Origin of the sequence: Haliscomenobacter sp. (assembly GCF_040403615.1) — a bacterium.
In the GTDB taxonomy this organism is placed as follows: Bacteria; Bacteroidota; Bacteroidia; order Chitinophagales; family Saprospiraceae; genus Haliscomenobacter.
The window spans coordinates 1-24,755 of sequence record NZ_JBBAKG010000064.1; the positions used below are offsets into that span (position 1 = coordinate 1).

Genomic DNA, 24,755 nt, shown 5'->3' on the forward strand with positions numbered 1-24,755 from the left:
CCACCCCAAAGGATGGCTCTTTTTTTGTCGGGGCACAAGGATTCGAACCTTGGACCCCCTGCTCCCAAAGCAGGTGCGCTACCGGGCTGCGCTACGCCCCGAATTTATCTTTTCCCAGTATTCTGAACTCAAGGTTTTGAACCTTGAACCCTCCCGATCTAAATCGGGATGCGCTACCGGGCTGCGCTACGCCCCGAATTTTCTTCCGATATTGCTTCGCTAAATTCCGAAGAATGTGTGAGTGCAAAATGTATGCTTGCGGTGGAGCCGGGATTCGAACCCGGGGTACCGTTTCCAGTACGTCAGTTTAGCAAACTGGTGGTTTAAGCCACTCACCCACTCCACCTTGGAGCGAAAAAAACAAGTCATTTCATTAAATAACCGCGTTTTTCCCGAAGCGACTGCAAAGATATATGCTGTCGTGATTAATACAAACGAAATGGAAAAAAAATTCCAGCTCACTCAAACTTTTTTTTCGGTTTGTCCAAAAAGGTTTGATTTTCAAAAAATTGGGAAAGGTTTTATTTTTCTTTATCAAAAAATCCTGAACAGCCATGCGTCCATTTGCCCAATTCAAAACCTACCTTCAACAGGAATCTTTTCTTACCGAAGAGGACTGCGCATTATTCGAGCCTTACCTCCGCACTCGAAATATCCCTGCCAAACAGCACTTTGTAGAAGAAGGGAAAGTCTGCCGCGAAATTGCATTCATCAACTCTGGGGTATTCCGAATGTACTATCTTATGAATGGCAAAGAAGTCAATTCCCATTTTTTCTTCGAAAACGAGTTTGCAGTGGACTACGACAGCTTTTTGGAGCAAAAACCGAGTCGCTACCACATTCAAGCGCTGGAAGACGCTGAGGTGGTTTGTTTCAACCTCGAAACCCTGGAGAAGGCCTATGCTGTTTCCAAAAACTGGGAAAAATTTGGTCGACTCATCGCTGAATACACCTTCAAGGTCACCACTCGCCGGGTTGAAGGCTTTTTATTTATGAATGCCGAGCAACGGTATTTGCAATTGCAAGCCCACGCGCCTAATATCCTGGAGCGCATTCCTTTGTACCACATTGCGTCCTATCTGGGCTTGGAAAGAGAAAGTTTAAGCCGCTTGCGCAAAAAAATTCGCGACCAACATCGATTGTAACATAGGTCAATTTTTTAGCGCTTGCACGCGCTGATCTTTGTGGGGTCAATAAAATAATTCATTACCACAAAGTTCAACACCATGAAAGCATCAATCATCATTGGCTTCTTTTTTGCATCGCTAGCAGGATTCACGAGCTGTTCCAATTCCAAAGCCGTCATCGTTCCTTTAAGCACTGAAGCCAAAATCGAAGACACCTACACCATCATTTGGAATGGTGTGAGCAATGCCTACCGCTATACCGATGGGCAATGGCAACGCGACGAGACTTATGACTACGTTTTTGACGTCATTCAGAAGCGCTACGACAACGAATGGAAATCAACCAAGAGCTTGCACCGCATGCACCCCAACTACGATGGCCGTGCTGGAGACCGCGATCAGAGCATGTATTTTGAGTTAAAGTATGCGAAGGGAGCTTCTGATCGACTATTGTGTACCGATATTTTCTCATCGCTAGGAACTGGGCTGGGGAAATCTGACCCTGAATTTCGGGAGCAACAATTCACGTTAAACCTTACCGATGTGAGTTCCTTTTCACCCTACAACAAAATCAGGATCACCCAGCATTACCAGTACGAAGCAGGGGTTTTGACCGAAACCGTTGAATTACTAAAGGAAAAAAATGGGCAAGACACCCCGTTTATGAAAATGGAAGAAAAGGCTTATTTCTACCTTCGGGGGAAATTGGAGCAGGCACCAACCGTATTTCAGCCTTAATTTAGCTAGATTTGTTGTGGCATCCTTGCCACAACAAATCTAACATGCCCTCATGATTCAAACTTTCCGACTTAACCTACTCCCCCTCAGCTACGATCAACTGCAGAAATACATCAAAAATGACCAGTCTCTCGAAAAAGAACTCCATCTCAAAAATAGTACCCGCAGCATTTCGCCTGAGCTAAAAGAAGCGCTTAAAGAAACCATCCTGCCAAATGTGGCCGATCCTGCTAAAAACTATTTGTATTCCACCCTCTGGACGATCATCAATAGGGCTGAACGCCAAATGGTGGCAGATTTGTGTTTCGTAGGAGAACCCAACGCAGATGGAGAAATTGAAATTGGTTTTGGTACTTATGAGCAGCACCAAGGCCACGGATACATGACCGAAGCGGTAACGGGCATGATCAAATGGGTACGGGAACAAGCCGAAGTCAAGTCCATTTTTGCACAGACCGAAATGGGCAATTTTGCCTCAATGTCGGTTTTACAAAAAAATGGTTTTATACAATTTAGTCCTGAAGAAAAATTAAGCTCCTGGAAACTCGATTTAAATAAATGATTAAGTATAAACGGTAAATTTGTATCTCTCCTCAAAAATCCCCACCTTCACTGTTCATATTCTTTCAACGACACTCCATGCCACCAACGCCCCCTTTGAGAAAAGAACTCCCCAGTGATGAAACAATTGTAACCCAAACCCAAGCCTGGTTGAAAAACGTGGTGATAGGTTGCAATTTTTGTCCTTTTGCCAGTCGTGAGGTACAACGCGGCAGCATCCATTATGAAATTGTTCATTCTGATGACATGGAGACCTGCATGGAGGCCATGTTTGCAGAATGCGAACGCCTCGACAATGACGAGAACATTGAAACAACCCTGGTGATTTTTCCGGGTATGTTTCGCCAATTTGTGGATTACCTGGATTTGATCGAAAATTGCGAAAACATGCTGGAAGACAACGACTACGATGGCATTTACCAGGTAGCTGGCTTCCACGAAGATTACCAATTTGCCGACGCTCCTGCCGATGATCCGGCCAATTATACCAACCGCTCTTTGTACCCCATGCTGCACTTGCTACGGGAATCGAGCCTGGACAATGCCCTTGCAAACTACCCCGACCCCGAAAATATTCCCCACCGCAACATGGAGTATGCCCGTAACCTGGGCTTAAAACAAATCAAATTGCTGCGGGATTCTTGCTGGTAGATTACCATGATGATTTTGTTTCACGCAGATTTGACGTGGATTTTTCAGCGAAAATCTGTGCCTAAATCTGTGTCAAATCTGCGCGAAACAAAAATCAAGGAATCAGCATCCTATTTCCAATCCACCAACTTCGACTTGTAAAAATTCACGCCCATCGCCGTCAAACGTGGCCCGTGTGCAGCCAAACGTTGCTTGTAGGCATCCCAGGAACGCGCAGATGCCGCAGACCAACCAATTTCAGCATATCCAGGCAAGCGCGGAAACACCATGTATTCCACTTCCTCAATGTTGTCTACTGTTTCTGACCAAAGCGGTGCTTCGATCCCCAACACGTCTTTGGGTCCAAGTCCAGGAATCAAGGTAGCCGGATCCCAAATGTACGCGCTGTCCACTTCGATGTAAGCCGCCCAGTGCAAGCCCCATTGCGTAGTGGAATCGTATTGCATGTCGGTATACGCTTTGCGGGCAGGCGACATCAAGACTTTAGAGCCTTGCTTTACGGCATTTCTCGCATTGTCTTCATCTGCCCAGTGCTGTACGAATACGTTTTTCTTGAGCGTACCCAAGGCAATTTCGTCCCAGCCAATCACCTGTTTTCCGTGTGAAAGTACGATGTCTTGTACCCGATTTACAAAGGGAATATAGTCTTCTTTTTTGGTTACATGCGATTCATCGCCACCAATGTGGATGTACGGGCCAGGAGTAATTGCTGCCAATTCTTTGACCACATCATCGATGAACTTGTAGGTAACTTCATTTTTGGTACAAAGGGTACTGAAACCAACCTCCGTGCCTGAGTACAGTTCCCGAGGCTTGCCGTCGCAATTCAGTTCAGGGTAAGCGGCCAGGGCAGAGTTGGTGTGTCCGGGCATGTCGATCTCGGGAATGATGGTGATGTAGCGATCCTGGGCGTACCGAACGATGTCTTTGTACTGCTCCTGGGTATAGTAGCCGCCTTTGCCGCCACCGACCTGGGTTTTGCCGCCGTATTCTGCCAATTTTGGCCAGGATTTGATCTCAATGCGCCAGCCCTGATCATCAGATAAGTGCAAGTGCATCCCGTTCATTTTGTAGGCAGCAATCAGGTCAATGTAGCGCTTGACGTCGTCTACACTAAAAAAATGGCGGGCTACATCAAACATGGCGCCGCGGTAGGCATAAGTCGGCATATCCCGAATTGTACCACTGGCCATCAACCAGGGCCCCGCTTGCTTGCTGGAAGATTCAACATTGGCTGGCAACAATTGGCGAATGGTCTGAATGCCCCGGAACAATCCCGCAGGAGCATTTGCTTGCAGGTGCACTGATTCAGCAGTAATGTTGAGTTCGTATCCTTCATCTCCGAGTTCTGCGTCCTCCTTGATAGAGAGGTAGATGTTGCCATCACCGGGATTGGCCGTGCTGGGTTTTACCGAAAAACTAAAACCGGTTGATGGATTCAATTTGTCAGCAAGGTATTGGCCAATTTTGACCAACTCTTCCGAACCAGTTTGTACATAAATGTCCGAGGCGTCGGTCAGTTCAAAAGAGCTGTTGGTGGCGCTGACAGAAACCGGAACGGGGATGATGCTTTCCTGGGCAAGATCCATCGAAACGGCAGGTTTCTTGGGCGCGCAGGCCATAAAAGTCATCAAAACTAAGAGCAACAGGGTTGCTGAAGAAAAATGAATGCGATGTGTAGGCATGAGTTTGTTGATTTTGGGGATTAAGTTAAGGATTTTTGGGATTTTCCCCTTTTGATATTCCTCCTCACCACAAAATCAGCAACTTTTAATGCGGGAACTTATTCAATTTCTGCAAAAGTCCCTACCCCTGCATGGCGCATACTGGGTAAGGTCCCCAAGCGCAAGAGTTGCAAGCATTGCATCCCGGCGGCCTGGGCGGCATCCAGCTCTTCCTGGATATCCGAAAGGAAAAGAATTTCGCCAGGAGGAAGCCCCAATTGGGTGGCGATGTTTTGATAGGAACCAACTTCGCGTTTGTGGCCAACGTTGGTATCAAAATAGTGAGAAAAAAAACCGTTCAAATCGCCGTATTCGCTGTTGCCAAACAAGAGTTTTTGGGCAGCTACCGAACCGGAAGAGTAAATCCCCAACCCATAACCCGCCTGCTTCCAGCGCTCCAAAGCCAGCACCACATCCGGGTATACATGCCCTTTGAAACCTCCACTTTCATACCCCTCTTTCCAGATCAATCCTTGCAAATTTTTCAAGGCTGGATGCTTGCGGTCGGCCTCAATCCAACTGAGCAAGCCATTGATCAGGTCATCCACACTTTCAGCAGGAAGGTTTTCTTCGATCAAGGTCTTTTTCGTTTGCTCCAAAGCTTCCGCTACAGTTGGGTCGTTGGCATTGGCATGCACAAAAGCCGGTAGGTTTTCAGCAGCATGAGGAAAAAGCACCTTGTGGACAAAGTTGATGTCGGTAGTGGTGCCTTCGATGTCGGTAAGAATGAATTGCATACGCTTTTTATTCAATATCCAATATCCAATAATCAATATCCAACGCGGGTTGAGATCTTGCTGATAAATTCATTTTTCCTCGCGAAGGTAAACCCAAGAATTCAGGGCAAACGCATTGGAATATCAAAAGCAAATTGCCTTGATAATCTTTATAAAAATTTAATTTTCAACACTTTGCAATATTTGCCGCTGAATTTCAGAACCCCCGACCCCTTAAGGGGAGTACATTTTAGGTAAGTGAAAATCCTACCTCTTTTTCAAAGAAAGGTAGAATATTGACCTAACGTAAGCTTTTCTCCCCTTCAGGGGCTGGGGGTTGGTAAGTATGCGTAAAATATTGCATTGCAATAACAATTTTAATGCGTTAGCTCTCATCTATTGCCCGCGTAGAAAAATATCCTAGACCTTGCTTTCGCGAGGAAAAATAAATTTACAAGCAAGATCTCAACCCGCGTTGGAAATTGGACATTGGATATTGATTATTGGATATTGAAAAATTAATTGAGATTGTACTTCGAATCAACTCCCGACTCCGTGTAGAGGGGAACCCAACCCGACTGATCGATAAACACCCGGATGGCTTTGACAAATTTCTTTGGGCCCATATCGAACCAGTGTTTGGTATTGGCTGGAACCGAGATGAGATCGCCTGCCTGGCAAGTCACGCAGAAAACGTCATCATCGCCGCCCAAGTTGAACCAAAACATGCCTTCCCCGTCTACGAAGAAACGGACTTCGTCTTCAGTGTGGATGTGTTCGCTCAAAAACTTGGTGCGCAACATTTCTATTTGTGGGTGATCAGGCGTTACGTTGATCACGTCGGCAGTTTTGTACCCGTTGGCTTCCATGTAAGGCTTGAGCTGGTGGGCATAAGCGCCAATAATGGTGTCCTGATCTGCGTCATCGGCAAAAGGAACTGCGGCTTCCCATTGCTCATAAATTACTCCTCGAGCGTTGAGAAATTTTTTGATCTCGGCTGGATCGTTCAGCACGGTTTGCTGGTCTGGAATGGTGATGAAAGCCATAAGTAATGGTTTTGGATTGAAGGCAAAAATGGAATTTATGCCTTCAACTTCAATTTAAGGTATTCGCATTCTAAAAGAAACTCTACCACTTCCACATGCCGTTTGGCATCTGCAACGGTAGCTCCCCAAGTGTACATGCCGTGTCCAGCGATGAGGAATGCACGCAACTCAGGATCGTTTTTGCGCACAAAATCCACTAATTCGATAGACAAAGCATTAATATCTTGGGTATTGGCAAAGATGGGAATTTTTATGGAAACTTCATGGGTTTTGATGCCACTAAAACCCTTCAAAATCTCATAATCCTGTAATTCAAGGCAGCCTTTTTCTTGAAAAACTTGAGACACCACCGTATTGAGGACAGTGTGGGTATGAAGCACACAATGCACCGCTGGAAAAAGCTGATAAACAGCGCAATGCAGCAAGGTTTCGGCAGAAGGCTTGCGGGAATCATTCACTGGATTGCCGTCAGCGTCTACTTCCAGAAAATGGGCTTCGCCAAAATCTCCCTTGTCCATGCCACTTTGTGACACGTAAAAATTGCTTTGCCCGGATTCCCGAAACGAGTAATTGGAAGAAGTAGCTGGTGCCCAACCTTTTTGATGCAAAAAGTGGATGGCCTTGACTATATCCGCGCGTTGATTCATCTTTTTTTGCTGCAAGTGTACGAAAAAAATAGACTGATCATGTAAAAGCCGTCACTTTTCCCCTTTGATATAGGCCAACAAATCCGCCATTTCGGATACCGTAATTCCCGCTTCCAGTCCTTCTGGCATTGCCGAATTGGCGGCTTGCTCCATGCTGACAATCTCGTTGCGGCTGTAGGTTTGAGTTTGTCCGCTCAGGGTTTTCAGGCTTACGGTAGTTGAGGTCTTGCTGGTGACGATACCCTGGGCGTTTTTGCCCCCTTTGAGCGCCACCTGCCAGAGTTCGTATTTGTCTGCGATGGAGTGATTTGGAATGATGATTTCTTGGAGAATGGATTCTGCCCGGCGGTTGCGCACCGAGCCCAGGTCTGGTCCAAAGGCTACACCTTGCCCTTTGAGGGTATGACAAATTTGACAAGCGCGCTGGTAAATCATTTTCCCTTTGCTCGCATTACCTTGCTGATGCAGGGCAGTTTGATAACTGGCGTATACAGCCTCTCGCGCCAATCCATTACCTGCCAGCACTTTACGCGCCTGATTTCGAACCTTTTCGTCGTCGTTGTTCATCAAGCGCACCATTCTTGGCCAGCTTATCGCGTCTCGATTTATTTTTTGTGCAGCTATTGCGGTGAGCAGGCCTTGGCAATTCTGAGGTGTAGCCATCAGGAGGCCAATGGCTTGATCCCGCAGGGTTGAATCTAGTTTAGTCCAATTGTTGGTGACAAAATCCGCAGCCCCGATGCCCGAACACTTGCTCAATCCCGCCAGAGCCGCTTGCCGCAAGGGCAATGGCTCGGTACCAATAACCAGTTTCATCAATTCCTGGCGTTGAATATCGGGGTGGATCAACGCTTGCAGGGCGATGGCATCCGCCCGGTAGTCCGCATTTGCCTTGGGGTTTCTCAGGGCGAGCAGTGCTTCTGACGACATTCGGTTGCGTACCGACTCCGGCACGCCGCACACCTGGATGAGTTCCAGCGCGGCGCGGCGCAAGGCAGCTGGGGTTTCCGCCTTCATATTGGTCAGCAATTTCAATTTTTGGCTTTCCTTCACCCAGTTTGGTACACCTTGGTAATCCCAGAGTTGACTCAAGCCTTTGAAAAGAGCGGCTTGTACAGCGTTGTTGTGGCCCTCCCACAATTTGGCCAGGGCATTTTGCTCTCCGGCGTTGGCGATGGTAGTCGCCAAAATACTGATAAAAACTGCCTGTTTTTCCGTGAGTTGTTGGCCAAATTTGTTTTCCGCCAGGGTCAATAGCTCCGACTCCCGACCTGCCGAACCAGCAATCAATGCCATTTGCACCCATTGATCGTCAATGTCGCGTTCCAAAATATTGATTTTGGCGGTTTCCCCAGCTGGCAATGTTTTTAAGACCCCCAAAGTATTCAACAACTGGAAACGTACCCGTGGAGATGGGTCTTTTTGCAGGGCGGTAATCTTACTTGCGAGCTCATTTGCCCAATCGGGGTGTTTTTCCAGGATTTTCAATGCATTTTCTCGCAAACCTGCTTCCGGATGAGCCAGATTGGCTTCCAATTCCGCTTTGCCGCTTTGTCCCAAACCTTCCAACAACCACAAGGCATGTACCCGGCCTTCTGATTTGCTGGAAATACTGGCCAATTTTTTAAGGGCATCAATGGCTTTGGTTTTGCGCTGAAAAAGCAAGCGCTGCGCAGTACGCCGGTACCAAATATTGTCATTGGCCAATAAAGAAACCAGCTCTTCATCCGATTTTTTGGACAGTTGGAGTTTGTTCAACCAATTCATCGGCAAGCCTTTTTTGGGCGTAATGCGGTAAATCCGCCCTTTATCGGTGCCATTGTACAAAGCGCCTGATTTATTCACCTCTTCCGACATCCATTCCGGGTGTTCAATGATTTGTCGGTAATAATCCACCACATACAACGCCCCATCCGGGCCGATGTAAAAATTGACGGGTCGAAACCAGGCGTCTTTGGAGGCCAGAAATTCTTTTTCCACCAAAATTCGACTGGCGTTAAACGCGGCGCCTTTTTCGCTAATACGATCCACATGCACCAGATTGTGACTGGGTTCGGCTACAAACGTAGTGTTTGAGTTGAAAGCGGCAGGAAAAGCACCTCCCAGGTAATACGTAATGCCACAAGCCGAGGTAATCACGCCCACGTCGGTAAGCAACTGGTGATCTGGCTTTTCAGTGATAGGGTAAACCTCGCAATTGGTTTCATGGTCAGAAATGCTTTCAGCCGCATTGGGCACGAGCAGGTTGGGGTTGTTTTGGAGGTAGCGCGCTTCCAGCACTTCCTGATAAATGTGGTTGGCGTTTTCAGTGAGAAAATGCCGACCCCAGGCATCAAAGGCCTGACCAAATTGGGTTTCTGATGCCAAGGCTTCCATTTCATAGGAATCTGGTTTGAAGCGCACATTGCGGTCGTCGGCATTTTTGCCCAGGCGGGCAGCGCTGGGCTGGTCGGGGAAACGAATTTCACTGCCTTCATCCGAAAATTCCTTACAAACCGTTGGGGTAAATGCCCACTGATGCGCCAGATAAATCCAATTGTCCAATCCAAACATGGGATTATTGAGGTTGTGCTGGGGATTGGAAAGGGCAAATCCGGTGAGCAACACCTTGCGCACATCCGCTTTGTTGTCGCCGTTGGTATCGGCCAAATAATACACATTGGGGGGATCGGTTACAATGATGCCCTCCCGCCAACGCATGACTCCGGTGGGCAACAACAGGCTATCGGCAAAGATGGTGGCTTTGTCAGGATAACCATCGCCCGTGGTATCGGTCAGGATTTTGATGCAGCCTTTTTTGCTCAAATCCAGCGGGTAGCCAGACATTTCGGCTACGTACATGCGCCCATCCTCGTCAATTTCCATGGCTACTGGATCTCCCAACAAGGGTTCGGCAGCGACCAATTCAATCTGGAATCCATCCGCGATCTGGAATGCGGCCAGGGCAGCTTTCAATTCATCGGATACCGGAGGCGGGGTGGTTGCTGGATCAGTCTGGCAAGCAAGACAACATAGGAATAGTGCAAGGAAGGATAGGATACGCATGGCAAATGAGCTTATGGTTCTTGCCAAAAATACGAGAAAGCAACAGTTTAGTGGAATAATTCCCAGGAGTTTTTTGTACCAAAAAACAAAAGCCTGTTTTCGATAAGAAAACAGGCTTGTCGTTGTAGCCTCGAGTGGAATCGAACCACTATCTTAGGTTCCGGAAACCTACATACTATCCGTTGTACTACGAAGCCGAAAGAGATTTTTTTCCCGGAATGCAAAGATACAAAAGCGCATACCAGAATTTCTAATTTTTTTCAAAAAAGGAAACTACTTTTAACAAAATTTAGTTCCCTTGGAATGAGAAAAATAGTTATTTCTGACATCCATGGCTGCAATGCCACTTTTAAATCGTTACTCAGCAAATTGAGGCTTTCCCGCAAAGATGAATTGTATTTATTGGGCGATTACATCGATCGTGGCCCTGACTCCAAAGGTGTTATTGATACCATTTTAAACCTGCAAAAAAAAGGAAACCTGGTTCATTGTTTGAGGGGCAACCACGAAGAATTGTTGCTTTGGGCGGTTGAAGGAAAGGGCGCTGATGTGGATATTTTTCTGCGCAATGGAGGAGATGCTACCCTGGAAAGTTTTGGCGTTCAACGTGCTGCCGACATTCCTCAACTTTATCTCGATTTCATCGAAAACCTGCCCATTTACATTGAGTCTGGAGAATATATTTTTGTACATGCCGGTCTGGAATTCACCAAGGGTAAAGACCCATTTGCCCACCCGGAAAAAATGATTTGGATCAGAAATTGGTACAAAGACCTGAATATAAAATGGCTCGGCAACCGCTACATCATCCATGGCCATACGCCGATGGCAACATCCTCTATCCTAAAAATGTTTGATCGTTTTGAGAATGACCGAGTACTAGACATCGACGCCGGATGCGTCTATGAAGCTACTGGATACGGCCAATTGTGTGCTTGCGACCTGGGCAACCGCAAGTTGTATTTTGTTCCCCGCAAAGAAGCGGACAACCGTGAAGATTGAGTTATTAAATGCGATAGAACTCGCACTTAATAACTCAGATTACACTTTTTACCGCATTGACTTATAAGCGTTGATCAAGCCATTGGTTGATGCATCGTGTGAGTGCACTTCCGCAGCATCTCCCAATTCTGGCAATATCTTATTGGCCAATTGCTTGCCCAATTCAACGCCCCATTGATCAAAGCTGTAAATGTTCCAAATGACGCCCTGGGTAAAGATTTTGTGTTCGTAAAGCGCGATCAGGATACCCAAAGTCCGAGGATTGATTTTTTTGGCCAATATCGAGTTGGTCGGTTTGTTGCCCTGGAATACCTTGAAAGGCGCTAGTTCAGCAATTTCTGCCGCCGACTTGCCTTGTTTTTCCAATTCAGCCACCACTTCTGCTTCGGTTTTGCCCATCAACAAGGCTTCCGTTTGAGCAAAAAAGTTGGACATCAATTTCACGTGGTGATCACCCAGCGGGTTGAGGCTTTGCGCGGGAGCGATGAAATCACAAGGGATCATTTTAGTGCCCTGGTGAATCAGTTGGTAGAAAGCGTGCTGGCCATTGGTACCCGGCTCGCCCCAGATGATTGGCCCCGTTTGATAAGCCACCGGATGGCCATTGCGGTCTACATATTTACCGTTGCTCTCCATGTTGCCTTGCTGGAAATACGCTGCAAAGCGGTGCATGTACTGGTCGTAAGGCAAAATGGCCTCGGTAGCAGCGCCAAAGAAGTTGTTGTACCAGACGCCAATCAAAGCCAGAATGACTGGAATATTTTGCTCCAGAGGAGTATTGTGGAAGTGCTCGTCCATCGCGTGCATGCCTTCGAGCAATTCTCGGAAATTGTCAAACCCAATCACGCAGGCAATTGGCAAACCGATGGCAGAACTCAGGGAATAACGGCCACCTACCCAATCCCAAAACTCAAACATGTTGGCGGTATCGATGCCGAATTCGGCCACTGCTTTTCCGTTGGTCGACAAAGCGACGAAATGCTTGGCTACCTGGCTTGGATCCTCGGCAGCATGCAAAAACCAAGACTTGGCGGTTTCTGCATTAGTCATGGTTTCCTGAGTCGTGAAGGTCTTGGAAGCGATGCAAAACAGGGTCGTTTCCGGATTCAGCGGTTTGAGCGTTTCGGCAATGTGCGTGCCATCTACGTTGGATACAAAATGTACCGACATGCCGCGCTGCCAATAAGCTTTCAATGCTTCGGTTACCATCACCGGCCCCAGGTCCGAACCACCAATGCCAATGTTGACAATATCGGTGATGGATTTGCCGGTGTAGCCTTTCCACTCGCCGGACAACACGCGCTTGCTGAAGGCTTCCATTTTGGCCAATACCGCATTGACTTCGGGCATTACATCCACCCCATCTACCAAAATGGGTCGATTGGAGCGGTTGCGCAGGGCCACGTGGAGTACCGAACGGCCTTCGGTGGCATTTATTTTTTCACCGCTGTACATGGCTTCAATAGCGGGTTTGAGTCCGCATTCTTCCGCCAATTGCAGGAGCGTATTCAGGGTATCCTGCGTGATGATGTTTTTGGAATAATCGACCAAAACATCTTCAAAACGTTGCGAAAAGTGCGCAAAGCGCTGAGGATCGGCAGCAAAGAGGTCTTTCATATGAACCTGACTCATCGTTGAGAAGTGTTGAGTCAATTGCTCCCAGGCTTTGGTTTGGGTTGGATTTTGCTTGTGCATGTTTGGTTTGATTACTTGGAGATAAAGGTAGTTTATTTGATAAAAATCACCTTGGTAGTGGGGCAAAAATAAATGTTTCATTTTCTTGGAGCCAAAGGATTAGATAAGAAACTTGAAATGAAGCGTTTACTCATCTAATCCTTTGGCAAAATGAAACACTTATTTTTTTATCGCCCGCTGGAAAATTAATCCTATTTCATTCTGGGATGTTTGAATAATTTTGCAGCAATTTTAAATCGTTCAGCAAACCATCATGTACAAAGAATTGATCCAACAATTGGGCAGTACCCGCCTCGTAGCAGTGTCCAAAACCCAACCTACCGAGGCGATCTTGAACCTTTATGATCAAGGTCAGCGCATTTTTGGAGAAAACAAGGTACAGGAACTGGTATCCAAACACGAAGCCTTGCCCAAAGACATCGAATGGCACCTGATCGGGCATTTGCAAAGCAACAAGGTCAAATACATGGCTTCCTTTGTGGCCATGATCCATTCGGTCGACAGTTTGAAACTACTCGAAGAAATCAACCGACAAGCCGAGCGCAATAATCGGGTGATCAATTGTTTGCTGCAATTCAAAATCAACGACGAAGCAACCAAGTTTGGGCTAGACCAAAAAGAGGCCTTTGCCCTTTTGGAATCGGCCTCCTACCCTACCCTGCAAAACATTCGGTTGTGTGGCGTAATGGGCATGGCTTCTTTTGTAGAAGATGAGGACCAGATTCGAAAGGAATTCAAGGCTTTGTACCAAATTTTCGATGCACTGAAGGCCCGCTATTTCCCCAACGACGACAATTTTAAAGAAATTTCCATGGGCATGTCCGACGATTATCCAGTTGCCATTGCCGAAGGCAGTACCTTGGTGCGCATAGGCACCTTGCTCTTTGGTGCCCGCAATTACGGGAATCCTCAATAAAAGCTTTATTTTTGTCTGGTAAAATCAACATTCTTGAGTACAACCGCTTTCCTGATCACGCCGCCCTTTACGCAACTGAATACTCCGTATCCGGCAACGGCCTATTTGAAAGGATTTTTGAACACCAAAAACATCTCTTCTTACCAGGCTGACCTAGGCATTGAAGTGATTTTGGAGTTGTATTCCCAGGCAGGGCTCAGCGATTTATTTGCCCACATCCGAACCAAAGAAGTTCAATTTTCTGAAAATGCCCGCCGCATGATCGCGTTGAGCAAGCACTACATCAACAGTATTGATGGCATAATTTTGTTTTTGCAGGGCAAAAATCCAACCCTGGCACACCTGATTTGCCAGGAGGGTTACCTGCCTCGTGCCAGTCGCTTCGACCAACTGGCCGATTTGAGCTGGGCATTTGGCAGTATGGGGACGCAAGACAAGGCCAAGCACCTCGCCACCTTGTACCTCGAAGACCTGGCCGATCTGATCACCGAGTGCGTGGACGAACATTTTGGCCTGAGCCGCTACGCGGAAAGATTGGGCCGTTCGGCCTACAGTTTTGATGAGTTGTACGGCCATTTACAGCAAGAATACACCTACATCGACAAGTTGCTGATCAAGCTGCTGGCCGCAAAAATTCAACAACTCCAGCCCCAATTGGTGGCCATTTCAGTGCCTTTTCCTGGAAATTTATACACCGCTTTCCGTTGCGGCCAATGGATCAAAGCCAAGCATCCACAAACCAAAGTTGTGATGGGTGGTGGTTTTGCCAACACCGAATTGCGTTCCCTCAGTGATGCGCGGGTATTTGAGTTCTTTGACTTCATCACGCTAGACGATGGCGAAACACCCATCGAAAACCTCATTGAACACATTCAGAGCAAGCGTCCGGTGGAGTTGCTCAAACGCACGTTCACCCTTCTGGACGGCAAAGTGGAATACATCAACCAAAGCCTGAACCGCGATTACAAGCAAAGCGAAGTCGGCACGCCCGATTACAGCGACCTGCTGTTGGATCACTACATTTCGGCAATTGAGGTAGTCAACCCCATGCACCGCATGTGGAGCGACGGGCGTTGGAACAAACTCACTATGGCGCACGGATGCTATTGGGGCAAGTGCACCTTTTGCGATATTTCGCTGGATTACATCAAATTGTACGAGCCTATCGCTGCAAAAATGCTGTGCGATCGCATGGAAGAGATGATCCAGCAAACGGGTGAGCGCGGCTTCCACTTTGTAGACGAGGCGGCTCCGCCAGCCTTGATGCGGGCTTTGGCACTCGAAATTATTCGCCGCAAACTGACCGTTACCTGGTGGACCAATATTCGTTTTGAAAAAAGTTTCACCCGCGATCTTTGTCAATTGCTCAAAGCCTCGGGTTGTATTGCCGTTTCGGGCGGGCTGGAAGTAGCTTCGGATCGCCTACTGGAATTGATCCAAAAAGGAGTCACCGTAGCGCAAGTGGCGAGGGTAACCCGCAATTTTACCGAAGCCAGCATCATGGTACATGCTTATTTGATGTACGGCTACCCTACCCAAACGGTGCAAGAAACCATTGATTCCCTGGAAATGGTGCGACAATTGTTTGAAGCAGGTGTACTACAATCCGGTTTTTGGCACCAATTTGCCTTGACCACCCATAGCCCCATCGGGATGAATCCTGCTGGTTTCAACATCCAGATAGAGCCTGGTTGCTCGGGGACTTTTGCCAACAATGACCTTTTGTTTACCGACCCGGTTGGCGTAGACCACGATGCATTCAGTTTTGGACTAAAAAAATCCCTGCTCAATTACATGCACGGCATCGGATTTGAATTCCCCTTGCAAGATTGGTTTGAGTTCAAAATTCCACGCACCAAAATAGACCGCGAATACATCGTCAAAGCCTTGAATGAGGACGAAATTCAGTCCAACAAACCCAACGCCAAAGTGGTGTGGCTGGGCAATCCGCCTGAGTTGGAAATAACCGTAAAGACCAAACGGGGAGAAACCTGGGAAAGTGCAGTGCTCACTTTTCAGGACAAAAAAGAAACCCTCAGCATCAAGGTTGATGTGCCACAAGGGAAATGGGTACTGGGAATCTTAGAAAAAATCGCCGTAGATAACCCCGAAACGCTCACTTTTGAGGAGTTAAAAGCGCATTACGAAGCCGCTGATTTGGAAGACTTTGAATTGTTTTGGTACAACAAGCCTTTCAATAAGGTAAGTGGGCTGGGGTTGTTGGTGTTGTAATGCCGGTCGCTGAGCGTAGCCGAGATGCTGGTCGCTGAGCGTAGCCGAAGCGCCGGCACTTCGGCTCCATGACCGGCACTTCGGCTACGCTCAGTGACCGGTCATGGAGCCGAAGCGTCGGCGCTTCGGCTGCGCTACTTCAGCTCAGCCAAATTCACCACGAACCCATCAATCCGCTTCCGCTTCAGGTTGGTTTCGTAAGCTCTGGCGCTGCCTTCTGTATCAAAAGGGCCAAGAATGACTCGAAATCTTTTGCCTCCTTCCATATCTATAAGGATATTGTCGAACCACTTGCCTTGCAATTGGGTAACTTTTTCCATCATGCCTTCGTAAGAAGCGACGGAGGCGACTTGCACTCCGAATCCTTTTTTGTCGGAATGGGAAATTTCAATTTTGAACAACCCCGTGCTGCCCATGTCTCCACGTACCAATTTGGTTTTATCCGTTTGTGTTTTGGTTTTAGGTCTTACCGGAGCTGCAACTACATTTGGTTTCTTTTCCACCAATTCGGTTGGAGCAGGCCTAGTGTCGGGAGGAACAGTGGAGTTGGTATTGACAGTTGGCTTGGGTTTTACGGTAGGATCCGTCGTGGTGACTCCAGGAGTAGGAACCGCGACTGATACAGTTTTAGGTGCTTCGGGTTGCGCCACATCTTGACCAATTACCTCGACCTTCACTTCCACCTGCCCATCCTTGAGCATATCCAACTGGCGTGCGGCTGCAAAAGACATCTCTACAACCCGCCCTTTCAAATAAGGACCTCGATCGTTGACCCTTACGATTACCGATTTTTTATTGTCGAGTCGGGTAACGCGCAATCGGGTACCCAGTGGATGCATTTTATGGGCTGCAGTCAGTTTATTGCGGTCGTAAATTTCGCCATAAGCTGTTTCACTGCCATTGAAGTCGTCTGAATAGTAGGAGGCATAGCCAAACTCTTGTGCAGTCAACCACAAACCATTGAGTGAGAATGCCAAGGAAAATAAAAATGCGATTGATTTCATGCGGAATATTGGATTAATTTGGTACATAAACGACAGGATACAACGAATCCGCATCCTGGAGTTGTAGAAAGTACCCAAATATAAACAAAGCAATGGATTTTTCCAAACAATATATGAACTGATGTTTATTGGATCAAGCCTTGAAAAGCCTAATCAGGAGCATTACATCTCCAACATTTGCCGCATCCCTTGCACCAGACCAATGCCCATCAGAATGACTCCGATGATTTTGTTCATCCATTGGCTGACAAATGCAGCTCTCTTCACAATCAGTTGACTCAAAAAGGCATAAAACAACAAAGTGAGCAGCTTACCACAAGCAACACCCGACAAAAACAAACACAGAAAATACAAAGGTGGATGGTCTGAAATGTCGAGGTACTCTGCGGATTTTAAAAAGGCCAGAATAAAAATCCAAAAAGGAATGGCTTGCGGATTGGCAATTGAAACCAACAACCCATTGATGAAATCATTGTTTTTGGATTTTGCCTTTTTTTCGCCTTCTTTCAGCGGCTTTCGGCAGAAAAAAACCAGCCCAATGCCCACAAAAAAGACCACAACAAAAGATTTGACCCACACATTGTGTTGCAAAAGCTGTTGCACCATTGGGTTGAACCGAATGGCGATGAAAGATTGAGGAATCTCAATGAGTGCTGCCGCAATCGAAAAATGAAAGGCCGCGCGCCAGCTGCGATTGATGGTGGTGTTTACCACAGAAAGATTGATGGGGCCAAAGGGTAAAGTGCCTGCTATGCTGGCCAGCATGCTCAAGAAAAAAATCAGAGCGGGTGACGGCTCCATTTAGTTAGTTTAGTGAAGAAAGAACTTGTGTACGCAAAATTAAGCGCTATTGTTGATACTTAAGCGAACTTTTAGGGGTATTATTTTGTAATTTTGCGAAGATTTTTTTCCAAATAATTGTGCATGAGTAAACTTGGAAAAGTTTTAGTGGCCATGAGTGGCGGCATCGACAGTACGGTTACGGCGATGTTGCTCCATGAAGAAGGATATGAAGTGATTGGCATTACCATGAAAACCTGGGATTATGCCAATTCTGGTGGTTCCAAAAAAGAAACGGGCTGTTGCAGCCTGGATTCCATCAACGATGCCCGCGAAGTAGCGGTAAGCATGGGGTTTCACCATTTCATCATTGACATTCGGGATGAGTTTGGCGATTTTGTGATCGACAATTTTGTAGAAGAATACATCGCTGGCCGCACCCCCAACCCTTGCGTGCTGTGCAATACCCACATCAAATGGAATGCCTTGCTCAAACGCGCCAATTCGCTGGATTGTGAGTTTATCGCTACCGGGCATTACGCCCAAGTCAAAGACTTAAACGGACGCAAATACATCAGTAAAGGTGCCGACCCCCACAAAGATCAATCTTATGTGCTGTGGGGACTTTCGCAAGAAGCACTGCACCGGACGCAATTCCCCGTGGGCAAATTCACCAAACCTGAAGTGCGCCAAATCGCCTTTGATGCGGGTTATGCGGAATTGTCCAAAAAATCGGAGAGCTACGAGATTTGCTTTGTGCCCGACAACGATTACCGGGGTTTCCTCAAGCGACGCCTGCCGGATCTGGAAGCGCAGGTGAAAGGTGGCAACTTTGTAAATACCAAAGGCGAAGTCATCGGCAAACACGAAGGCTATCCTTTTTATACCATCGGTCAGCGCAAAGGGCTTGGCGTTGCTTTTGGACAGCCCATGTTTGTGACTGAAATTCAACCCGATACGAATACCGTGGTACTTGGCGAACTCGAAGAACTGATTCGCAACAGCATGAGCGTGTATCAGGTCAATTCCATGAAATACGAGCGCATTCCCGACGGCCTCGAAGCTTTGACCAAAGTGCGTTACAAAGATGCGGGTACCATGAGCGAACTGAGCAATGCCCCCGATGGAAAAATAACCGTTCAGTTCCATGCCAATGTTTCTGGCATTGCCCCAGGGCAATCGGCAGTGTTTATGGAAGGCGATGATGTGATCGGCGGCGGAATCATCTACAAGGAAATGCACGCTTTTTAATTCTGCCCTATGCGCTATCTGCTTGTTGCTATTGCTTTGTGGGGGATTTGGGGATGCAAGGAGGAAACTGCGGTGCTGGAAACACCCTTGCGCTACGAGTATTTTCCGCTGGGCATTGGGCAGCAGCGCAATTTTGTGGTGGACAGCATCCTTTTCGACCCGCAAGGAACCCGGGTTTCCATCGACACTACGACTACCTTCGTTCGCGAAGTGATAGTGGACACTTTTCGCAATGCCCGCAAAGACCTCGAATACCGCATTGAGCGATTTGAGCGAAGCAATGCACAGGACAATTGGGTTTTAAAATCCGTGCTGACCGAATCTCGAACATCAACTCAAGCCCAGCGCTTTGAAAACAATTTTCGCTTGGTCAAAATGGTGTTCCCCGTGCAGAGCAAGCAGGAATGGAATCCGCTGTTGTATGTCGATCCATTGACCAAAGTAGACGTTAAAGGAGAGCCACTCGAACTCTTCAAAGGCTGGAAAGCAAGCTTCAAAAACCTGGATCAAAGCTGGAATCAGTACCCCAATACCATCGAAATTCAATTCAGCAATTACGAAAATGCCATCGAATTGCGTCGGGGAACAGAACGTTATGCCGCCAATTTGGGATTGGTGTACCGCGAATTGAGTGTACTGAATACCCAATGCCTGCCCTGTCAGGGACAAGCCTGGGAGAAAAAAGCCCAGTCTGGATTTATTTTAAAAATGCGCAGAATCTAAGGGGCGATAAAAATAAGTGTTCATTTGCCCCACAACTAAGAGAAATATGGACAAATACATCCCCATTGGCCGAGTGAGTAAAACCCACGGCGTAGACGGAGCAGTTAAACTAAAAATCAAGGAACGGTATTGGGATGATTTCGCGGAAGCAAAAATCCTGTTTGTAGAATTGGTGGGAAAAACCGTACCTTACTTTATCGAAGAATTCCGGGGTGGCCACGATCCCATTGTGAAATTTGAAGACCTCAACAGTCGCGAAGCAGCGCAGGCATTGGGAGGCAAAGAATTGTTCATGCGCGAAAGCGATTTGCTCCCCGAGATTAATACCGTTAATGTGGAGCAGTATGAACGTTTTGAAGGCTACCTGTTGGTGGATCAGGAATTGGGCAATCTGGGGATAATCGAAGAAATTGTGGAATCTCCCGGCCAGCACCTGGCCATGCTGGATTACCAGGGGCGAGAAGTTGTGGTGCCACTGAATCCCGTTTTCATCCAATCGGTTGACCACAAAGAAAAAAAAGTGCAAGTAGATCTGCCCGAAGGATTATTGGATTTGTAAAATCGTAGACTTGCCGAAAAAGTCTATTGAGGCTAAGTTCAGACTAACCATACAAGTATGAAAAACATCCACACCCTTTTATTGCTGGTGCTTTTTACCAGCCTGAGCATCGTGACCGGCGCTCAAAATGGCACCCAAAAAATCCAGGTGACCGACCTTGCTCGTCTCCAACAGGTCGTCTGGGTAAGTGCTTCTCCTGATGGATCCAAGGCCATTTATGTGTTGCGCACCATTGAACCCAACGCCGAGAACAAGCTGGAATACGATTACCGCAACCATCTTTACCTCGTTGATCTTCAAGCCAACGCAACTCCCAGAGCGCTGACTCACGGTCTGGAAAGCATTTCCAGCCCTGCGTTTTCACCCGATGGAAAATCAATCGCTTTCGCCCGCAGCGTGAAATCCAAATCTCAAATTTTCATCCTTCCGCTGGACGGAGGTGAAGCCTGGCAATTGACGGATGCACCCAATGGCGCAGGAGAGCCCAAGTTTTCACCCGATGGAAAGAAAATCTTGTTCAGCGTTTCGCTCAATTTCAGCACCCTGCTCAACGATACCATTCTCAATCCGGGTCGGGCAGTACCCGCCTGGTCGATGGAAAAACCAGGATTCCCCAAAAACGAATACCTGAACCGGGATAAAAAGATCAAACCCAACCCCGACGGCAACCTGGAGGAAATCCGCGCTTACCTCGATAAAGATGTAGAAGACCGCAAAGCCAAGGTTTTTAATCGCCTGAATTTTCAGGGTGAAGCCAGCGTTGAACCAGAAATACAGTTCAGCCATTTGTCCATTATCGAGGTCAAAGAAGGGGCGAAAGCGTCCCCGGTCACCAAAGGATTTTGGTCGTACCGCCAAGGTGCCTGGGCGCCAGACGGACAACGGATTTGGGCAGTAACGAGCAAAGACCGCACCCAGCATCCAGACAGGGAGCAAGAATCGGCCATCATCACCATGAACCTGGATGGCAGCGATGAAAAAGTCATCCTGGGTGAAAAAGACAAATCCTTTGGCAATTACGAGTTGTCCAACGATGGCAAGACTTTGGCAGCCATTGTATCTACTCCAAATTTGCTGTCTTTCAGCCAAATTGTGGTGGCCGATGCCAATGGCGCAAACTTGAAAGCGGTGGCCTTTGACCGCAGCTCCAACAGTATGGTCTGGTCTAAAGACGACAAATACCTGTACATCAATGCCCCCTCCAATGGTGGCGTGCCGGTGTACCGCATGGATGCCAAGACCCGCAAAATTGAACAATTGAGCGATTACGAAACCGGGATCAATGCCTTTGACCTGAGCTCTTCCAAAATCGTGTACAGCAGAACCGAAGTCCTGAATCCTTCAGATCTGTATTTTGCGGATCTGAACATGAAGAACCCGGTTCAACTCAGCCGCCACAACGAAGCCTGGTTGAAAGACCGAAAACTCAGCCTGCCTGAAAAGAGAGTGTACACCAACTCCAAAGGACTGAAAGTGGAATACTGGATCATGAAACCGACCTTCATGGAGCCGGGCAAAAAATATCCGCTGGTTTTGCAATTGCATGGTGGTCCTACGGCCATGTGGGGGCCTGGAGAGTTTTCGATGTGGCATGAGTTGCAGTATTTCTGCGCTCAGGGCTATGGTGTGGTTTACCCCAACCAACGTGGATCGGGTGGTTATGGCAAAGATTTTCAGTTTTCCAACTACCGCGATTGGGGGCCTGGCCCACAGGAAGACGCGCTAGCTGCCTGTGCCGACGCGGCCAAATCAGCCTGGGTAGATACCGCCAAACAAGTGATTACGGGTGGCTCCTATGCTGGATACCTCACCGCCTGGATCATTGCGCACGATCATCGTTTCAAAGCTGCTTTTGCCCAACGGGGCGTATACGACCTGACCACCTTTATGGGCGAAGGCAACGCCTGGAGGCTCGTTCCCAACTACTTTGGGTTGCCTTGGGAAGACGAAAAAAAGACCCGCATCGATGCGGAATCACCCTATACTTTTGTAGATAAAATTCGCACCCCATTTTTGATCAAGCACGGAGAAAACGATTTGCGTACCGGCGTCATCCAGTCACAAATGATGTTCCGCAGCTTGAAATACCTTGAAAAAGAGGTGGAATATGTCTTGATGCCCGGCGGCACACACGAATTGAGCCGCTCCGGGAATGTTCGGCAGCGGATTGATCGGATATTGCGGATTTATGAGTTTTTTGGTCGGTATATTCGATAGTTTTCAATATCCAACACTCAATGTCCAATATCCAAAGTGGTAGTGTATCGACGTTTACTAAACTTTTAAAGTTTAGTAAACGTCGATACACGATTATTCGCATAAAAAAATCAATATCAACGCGTCATGAACCGCATGGCGATAGAAAGTGGCCGAAAAGTATAGCGTTTTTTGACGTGGTGGCCGCCACTGCGCAGCAGGATATCGCGCAGGGTCTCCATGGTTTGAATGATGTAGTTGCCCTTGTTGATCATTACACAATCGGCTAGGGCGGCGTGGGCGGCATCGGTAACTTCCGAACGGGTGGCCATGCCGGATTTGTTGAGGTTTTCGAGTACTTGAGTAGCCCAGATTACCGGGACATGCGCAGCTTCGCAAATCCAGAGAATTTCTTCCTGAATTTCGCTCATGCGTTCAAAACCAATCTCTACGGCCAAGTCTCCACGTGCAATCATCACGCCTACATTCTCTCGGCGCATCCCGCAAAACAGCAGATCCGGGAGGTTTTTCACAGCCTCGGGGGTTTCAATTTTGATGACCAGGTCAAGTTTTTGATTTTCACCCAAAGCTTCGTGGAGTTGAATGATGTCTTTGTTATTGCGTACAAAAGAATAACCAACCATATCGGCGTGTTCTTCGATGAAACTCAGGCATTTTTTGTCGTATTCGGTTAATGCAGGAGTTGTCAAAATAGAATCCGGAAAATTGATGCCTTTCTCCGCTTTGATGACTGGTTTCTTTTTGGAAATGCGCAAGACTTGCAATTTAGCCCGGTGGTCTTCAATTTTCTCAACCCGTGCTTCAATCAGGCCATCGTCGAATAGTACACTTTCGCCAGGATTCAATTGCTCTACGATACCGATCAGCGTGCAACCTACCGTAGCTTTATCCGTGTCAAGGTGTTTCTGATCGACGAGGTAAATGTGCTTGCCTACTTCGATGTTCAACTTGTCTTGCTTGTGAAACACGGTACGAATTTTGGGTCCAGCCAAATCCATGTAAATTTTACATTTCAAGCCCGTAATCGTTGCTGCGCGCTTAACGTGTTGAATCATGCGAGACCAGACCGATTCATCGTCGTGGGCACAATTGATGCGGGCAATGTTCATCCCGGATTGCAGCAGATTCTTTACTTTTTCAAAATCATCGGCCAGGCTGGCATCAAAGGTTACCATGATGTAGGGTACCAACTCCTGTTGTTTTTGGCCAAAAAGCGCAGTTGATTTTTGTGTCATAGACTCCTTACTGGTTGTATAGGTAAAGACCTCATCAGACAAGGTTTTATCTAATCCCATCCGCTGCTGGATGGCCAAGACCTGCCCACGAATGTGGCTTTCAGCACTGGTCATGGAAGACAAACCCACTTCGTGCAAAGAATCCTGCAACTCTCGAATGTCCAAACTGCGCAATGCGAGGTAATGCAGCAGGTTGACTGCATTTTTATGCTGAGAAGGATGTACTTGTTCGAGTAAGTAGTCAAAATCTTGCTCAGACCGGAGCATGAATGCATCAATTTTTTCAAGCTCAGTTGCCAGTTTATTCAACTCATCACTCATCATGGCTGTAATTTCGGACAAGGTGGGGATATGCAAATGGAAAGGCAATGACTTTTGCTGGGAAAGTCGTGATGTTAATCAAATTCTCGTTCAATATCCAATAGCCAAAAATCTCTGTTCAATGTCCAATATCCAATAATCTCTGTTCAATGTCCAATAGCCAATAATCAATATCCAATGTCCAAATGGGGTAGTGCGGTATTAGGGTTTTGAGAGGGGGATTGTACGGATAATCAGCAGGAGGTAAAAATCACCAGCACAATCTTCTTGTCAAAACACAAACACGGCACTACCCATTTGGACATTGGACATTGATTATTGGATATTGGATATTGAAATCAATACCGTTCCACCCGATGCTCAAATTTCGCCCGAATAACATCCTGCACCTGTCGATCTTCGATTTTGCTTTCCAGCCAGGAAATGATGTCCAGATACATAAATGGGCGGCGTTCGAAGGGATCGTGTTCGAGTTTAAGTAGTTTTTCGCGCAGCGAAATGAATTCGTGTCGCAATTCTTGTTCGCGCATGCGTGGAATGCGGCGAAGAAAGCGGAATACCTCGC

General features: G+C 47.3%; 20 protein-coding genes, 3 tRNA genes and 1 pseudogene. 11 read left to right on the forward strand and 13 right to left on the reverse strand.

Annotated elements, in window-relative coordinates:
• Positions 1 to 27: 27 nt before the first annotated feature.
• Both ABW391_RS18975 and ABW391_RS18980 read right to left on the reverse strand, forming a co-directional pair.
• Positions 28 to 101, reverse strand: a tRNA-Pro gene (locus ABW391_RS18975).
• A 158-nt stretch (positions 102 to 259) separates the two neighbouring features.
• A tRNA-Ser gene (locus tag ABW391_RS18980) sits at positions 260 to 346 on the reverse strand.
• Between the two features lie 208 nt (positions 347 to 554).
• Here ABW391_RS18980 and ABW391_RS18985 point away from each other — a divergent pair.
• The 4 genes from ABW391_RS18985 (at position 555) to ABW391_RS19000 (ending at position 3,077) form a co-directional block, all read left to right on the forward strand.
• Positions 555 to 1,145 (forward strand): Crp/Fnr family transcriptional regulator, encoded by a 591-nt coding sequence (locus tag ABW391_RS18985; RefSeq protein WP_353483484.1) that lies wholly within the window; start codon positions 555 to 557, stop codon positions 1,143 to 1,145.
• Positions 1,146 to 1,226: 81 nt separating this feature from the next.
• Positions 1,227 to 1,865 carry a hypothetical protein gene (locus tag ABW391_RS18990; protein ID WP_353483485.1) on the forward strand — a complete coding sequence of 213 codons (639 nt, stop codon included), beginning with the start codon at positions 1,227 to 1,229 and terminating at the stop codon, positions 1,863 to 1,865.
• A gap of 52 nt (positions 1,866 to 1,917) precedes the next feature.
• Complete coding sequence (locus tag ABW391_RS18995) at positions 1,918 to 2,427, forward strand: GNAT family N-acetyltransferase (RefSeq protein ID WP_353483486.1); 510 nt, start codon at positions 1,918 to 1,920, stop codon at positions 2,425 to 2,427.
• Positions 2,428 to 2,504: 77 nt separating this feature from the next.
• Positions 2,505 to 3,077, forward strand: a complete 573-nt coding sequence (locus ABW391_RS19000) for a DUF1415 domain-containing protein (RefSeq protein ID WP_353483487.1) — start codon at positions 2,505 to 2,507, stop codon at positions 3,075 to 3,077.
• Between the two features lie 110 nt (positions 3,078 to 3,187).
• Here the strand turns inward: ABW391_RS19000 and ABW391_RS19005 are convergent, their stop codons facing one another.
• The 6 genes from ABW391_RS19005 to ABW391_RS19030 all read right to left on the reverse strand — a co-directional run bounded on the left by ABW391_RS19005 (position 3,188) and on the right by ABW391_RS19030 (position 10,452).
• Positions 3,188 to 4,762, reverse strand: a complete 1,575-nt coding sequence (locus tag ABW391_RS19005) for a beta-N-acetylhexosaminidase (RefSeq protein ID WP_353483488.1) — start codon at positions 4,760 to 4,762, stop codon at positions 3,188 to 3,190.
• Positions 4,763 to 4,860: 98 nt separating this feature from the next.
• A complete protein-coding gene (gene mtnC / locus ABW391_RS19010; protein ID WP_353483489.1) occupies positions 4,861 to 5,538 on the reverse strand; it encodes an acireductone synthase in 678 nt (225 codons plus the stop codon).
• Positions 5,539 to 6,035: 497 nt separating this feature from the next.
• Entirely contained in the window at positions 6,036 to 6,563 is a 528-nt protein-coding gene (locus tag ABW391_RS19015; protein ID WP_353483490.1) for a 1,2-dihydroxy-3-keto-5-methylthiopentene dioxygenase, read from the reverse strand.
• Positions 6,564 to 6,598: 35 nt separating this feature from the next.
• Positions 6,599 to 7,210 carry a methylthioribulose 1-phosphate dehydratase gene (locus ABW391_RS19020; RefSeq protein ID WP_353483491.1) on the reverse strand — a complete coding sequence of 204 codons (612 nt, stop codon included), beginning with the start codon at positions 7,208 to 7,210 and terminating at the stop codon, positions 6,599 to 6,601.
• A 51-nt stretch (positions 7,211 to 7,261) separates the two neighbouring features.
• Positions 7,262 to 10,255, reverse strand: a complete 2,994-nt coding sequence (locus tag ABW391_RS19025; protein ID WP_353483492.1) for a PVC-type heme-binding CxxCH protein — start codon at positions 10,253 to 10,255, stop codon at positions 7,262 to 7,264.
• 125 nt (positions 10,256 to 10,380) lie between these two features.
• Positions 10,381 to 10,452, reverse strand: a tRNA-Arg gene (locus ABW391_RS19030).
• Between the two features lie 106 nt (positions 10,453 to 10,558).
• Between ABW391_RS19030 and ABW391_RS19035 the strand changes: the two genes are divergently transcribed.
• Positions 10,559 to 11,257, forward strand: coding sequence for a metallophosphoesterase family protein (locus ABW391_RS19035; protein WP_353483493.1), 699 nt, complete (start codon positions 10,559 to 10,561; stop codon positions 11,255 to 11,257).
• 48 nt (positions 11,258 to 11,305) lie between these two features.
• Here ABW391_RS19035 and pgi read toward each other — a convergent pair whose 3' ends face one another.
• Positions 11,306 to 12,952 carry a glucose-6-phosphate isomerase gene (gene pgi / locus ABW391_RS19040; RefSeq protein WP_353483494.1) on the reverse strand — a complete coding sequence of 549 codons (1,647 nt, stop codon included), beginning with the start codon at positions 12,950 to 12,952 and terminating at the stop codon, positions 11,306 to 11,308.
• 253 nt (positions 12,953 to 13,205) lie between these two features.
• On the opposite strand from pgi, the gene ABW391_RS19045 reads away from it, so the two are divergent.
• Positions 13,206 to 13,868, forward strand: coding sequence for a YggS family pyridoxal phosphate-dependent enzyme (locus ABW391_RS19045; protein WP_353483495.1), 663 nt, complete (start codon positions 13,206 to 13,208; stop codon positions 13,866 to 13,868).
• A gap of 33 nt (positions 13,869 to 13,901) precedes the next feature.
• Positions 13,902 to 16,100 (forward strand): B12-binding domain-containing radical SAM protein, encoded by a 2,199-nt coding sequence (locus ABW391_RS19050; RefSeq protein ID WP_353483496.1) that lies wholly within the window; start codon positions 13,902 to 13,904, stop codon positions 16,098 to 16,100.
• A 134-nt stretch (positions 16,101 to 16,234) separates the two neighbouring features.
• Here ABW391_RS19050 and ABW391_RS19055 read toward each other — a convergent pair whose 3' ends face one another.
• Positions 16,235 to 17,104, reverse strand: a complete 870-nt coding sequence (locus ABW391_RS19055) for a septal ring lytic transglycosylase RlpA family protein (RefSeq protein ID WP_353483497.1) — start codon at positions 17,102 to 17,104, stop codon at positions 16,235 to 16,237.
• Positions 17,105 to 17,266: 162 nt separating this feature from the next.
• Entirely contained in the window at positions 17,267 to 17,905 is a 639-nt protein-coding gene (locus tag ABW391_RS19060; RefSeq protein WP_353483498.1) for a LysE family translocator, read from the reverse strand.
• 123 nt (positions 17,906 to 18,028) lie between these two features.
• Between ABW391_RS19060 and mnmA the strand changes: the two genes are divergently transcribed.
• Genes mnmA through ABW391_RS19080 form a run of 4 tightly spaced genes read left to right on the forward strand, consistent with a single transcriptional unit; the run spans position 18,029 to position 22,634 of the window.
• Positions 18,029 to 19,135 carry a tRNA 2-thiouridine(34) synthase MnmA gene (gene mnmA / locus ABW391_RS19065; protein ID WP_353483499.1) on the forward strand — a complete coding sequence of 369 codons (1,107 nt, stop codon included), beginning with the start codon at positions 18,029 to 18,031 and terminating at the stop codon, positions 19,133 to 19,135.
• 9 nt (positions 19,136 to 19,144) lie between these two features.
• Complete coding sequence (locus ABW391_RS19070; RefSeq protein WP_353483500.1) at positions 19,145 to 19,858, forward strand: hypothetical protein; 714 nt, start codon at positions 19,145 to 19,147, stop codon at positions 19,856 to 19,858.
• A 46-nt stretch (positions 19,859 to 19,904) separates the two neighbouring features.
• Positions 19,905 to 20,417, forward strand: a complete 513-nt coding sequence (gene rimM / locus ABW391_RS19075) for a ribosome maturation factor RimM (protein WP_353483501.1) — start codon at positions 19,905 to 19,907, stop codon at positions 20,415 to 20,417.
• A 57-nt stretch (positions 20,418 to 20,474) separates the two neighbouring features.
• The gene (locus tag ABW391_RS19080; RefSeq protein WP_353483502.1) at positions 20,475 to 22,634 is read left to right on the forward strand and encodes a S9 family peptidase; all 2,160 of its coding nucleotides are present in this window, start codon (positions 20,475 to 20,477) and stop codon (positions 22,632 to 22,634) included.
• A 116-nt stretch (positions 22,635 to 22,750) separates the two neighbouring features.
• On the opposite strand, the gene ABW391_RS19085 is transcribed toward ABW391_RS19080, so the two are convergent.
• Positions 22,751 to 24,211, reverse strand: coding sequence for a pyruvate kinase (locus ABW391_RS19085; protein ID WP_353483503.1), 1,461 nt, complete (start codon positions 24,209 to 24,211; stop codon positions 22,751 to 22,753).
• Between the two features lie 317 nt (positions 24,212 to 24,528).
• Positions 24,529 to 24,755, reverse strand: a pseudogene (locus tag ABW391_RS19090) (hypothetical protein); the annotation flags it as partial.

Coding starts and splice junctions, on each gene's coding strand:
- ABW391_RS18995 (WP_353483486.1), top strand. CDS start 1,918: ATGATTCAAACTTTCCGACTTAACCTACTCCCCCTCAGCTACGATCAA.
- ABW391_RS19070 (WP_353483500.1), top strand. CDS start 19,145: ATGCGCTATCTGCTTGTTGCTATTGCTTTGTGGGGGATTTGGGGATGC.
- ABW391_RS19005 (WP_353483488.1), bottom strand. CDS start 4,762: ATGCCTACACATCGCATTCATTTTTCTTCAGCAACCCTGTTGCTCTTA.
- pgi (WP_353483494.1), bottom strand. CDS start 12,952: ATGCACAAGCAAAATCCAACCCAAACCAAAGCCTGGGAGCAATTGACT.
- ABW391_RS18990 (WP_353483485.1), top strand. CDS start 1,227: ATGAAAGCATCAATCATCATTGGCTTCTTTTTTGCATCGCTAGCAGGA.
- rimM (WP_353483501.1), top strand. CDS start 19,905: ATGGACAAATACATCCCCATTGGCCGAGTGAGTAAAACCCACGGCGTA.
- ABW391_RS19025 (WP_353483492.1), bottom strand. CDS start 10,255: ATGCGTATCCTATCCTTCCTTGCACTATTCCTATGTTGTCTTGCTTGC.
- ABW391_RS19045 (WP_353483495.1), top strand. CDS start 13,206: ATGTACAAAGAATTGATCCAACAATTGGGCAGTACCCGCCTCGTAGCA.
- ABW391_RS19080 (WP_353483502.1), top strand. CDS start 20,475: ATGAAAAACATCCACACCCTTTTATTGCTGGTGCTTTTTACCAGCCTG.
- mtnC (WP_353483489.1), bottom strand. CDS start 5,538: ATGCAATTCATTCTTACCGACATCGAAGGCACCACTACCGACATCAAC.
- ABW391_RS19035 (WP_353483493.1), top strand. CDS start 10,559: ATGAGAAAAATAGTTATTTCTGACATCCATGGCTGCAATGCCACTTTT.
- ABW391_RS19000 (WP_353483487.1), top strand. CDS start 2,505: ATGCCACCAACGCCCCCTTTGAGAAAAGAACTCCCCAGTGATGAAACA.
- mnmA (WP_353483499.1), top strand. CDS start 18,029: ATGAGTAAACTTGGAAAAGTTTTAGTGGCCATGAGTGGCGGCATCGAC.
- ABW391_RS19020 (WP_353483491.1), bottom strand. CDS start 7,210: ATGAATCAACGCGCGGATATAGTCAAGGCCATCCACTTTTTGCATCAA.
- ABW391_RS19055 (WP_353483497.1), bottom strand. CDS start 17,104: ATGAAATCAATCGCATTTTTATTTTCCTTGGCATTCTCACTCAATGGT.
- ABW391_RS19015 (WP_353483490.1), bottom strand. CDS start 6,563: ATGGCTTTCATCACCATTCCAGACCAGCAAACCGTGCTGAACGATCCA.
- ABW391_RS18985 (WP_353483484.1), top strand. CDS start 555: ATGCGTCCATTTGCCCAATTCAAAACCTACCTTCAACAGGAATCTTTT.
- ABW391_RS19060 (WP_353483498.1), bottom strand. CDS start 17,905: ATGGAGCCGTCACCCGCTCTGATTTTTTTCTTGAGCATGCTGGCCAGC.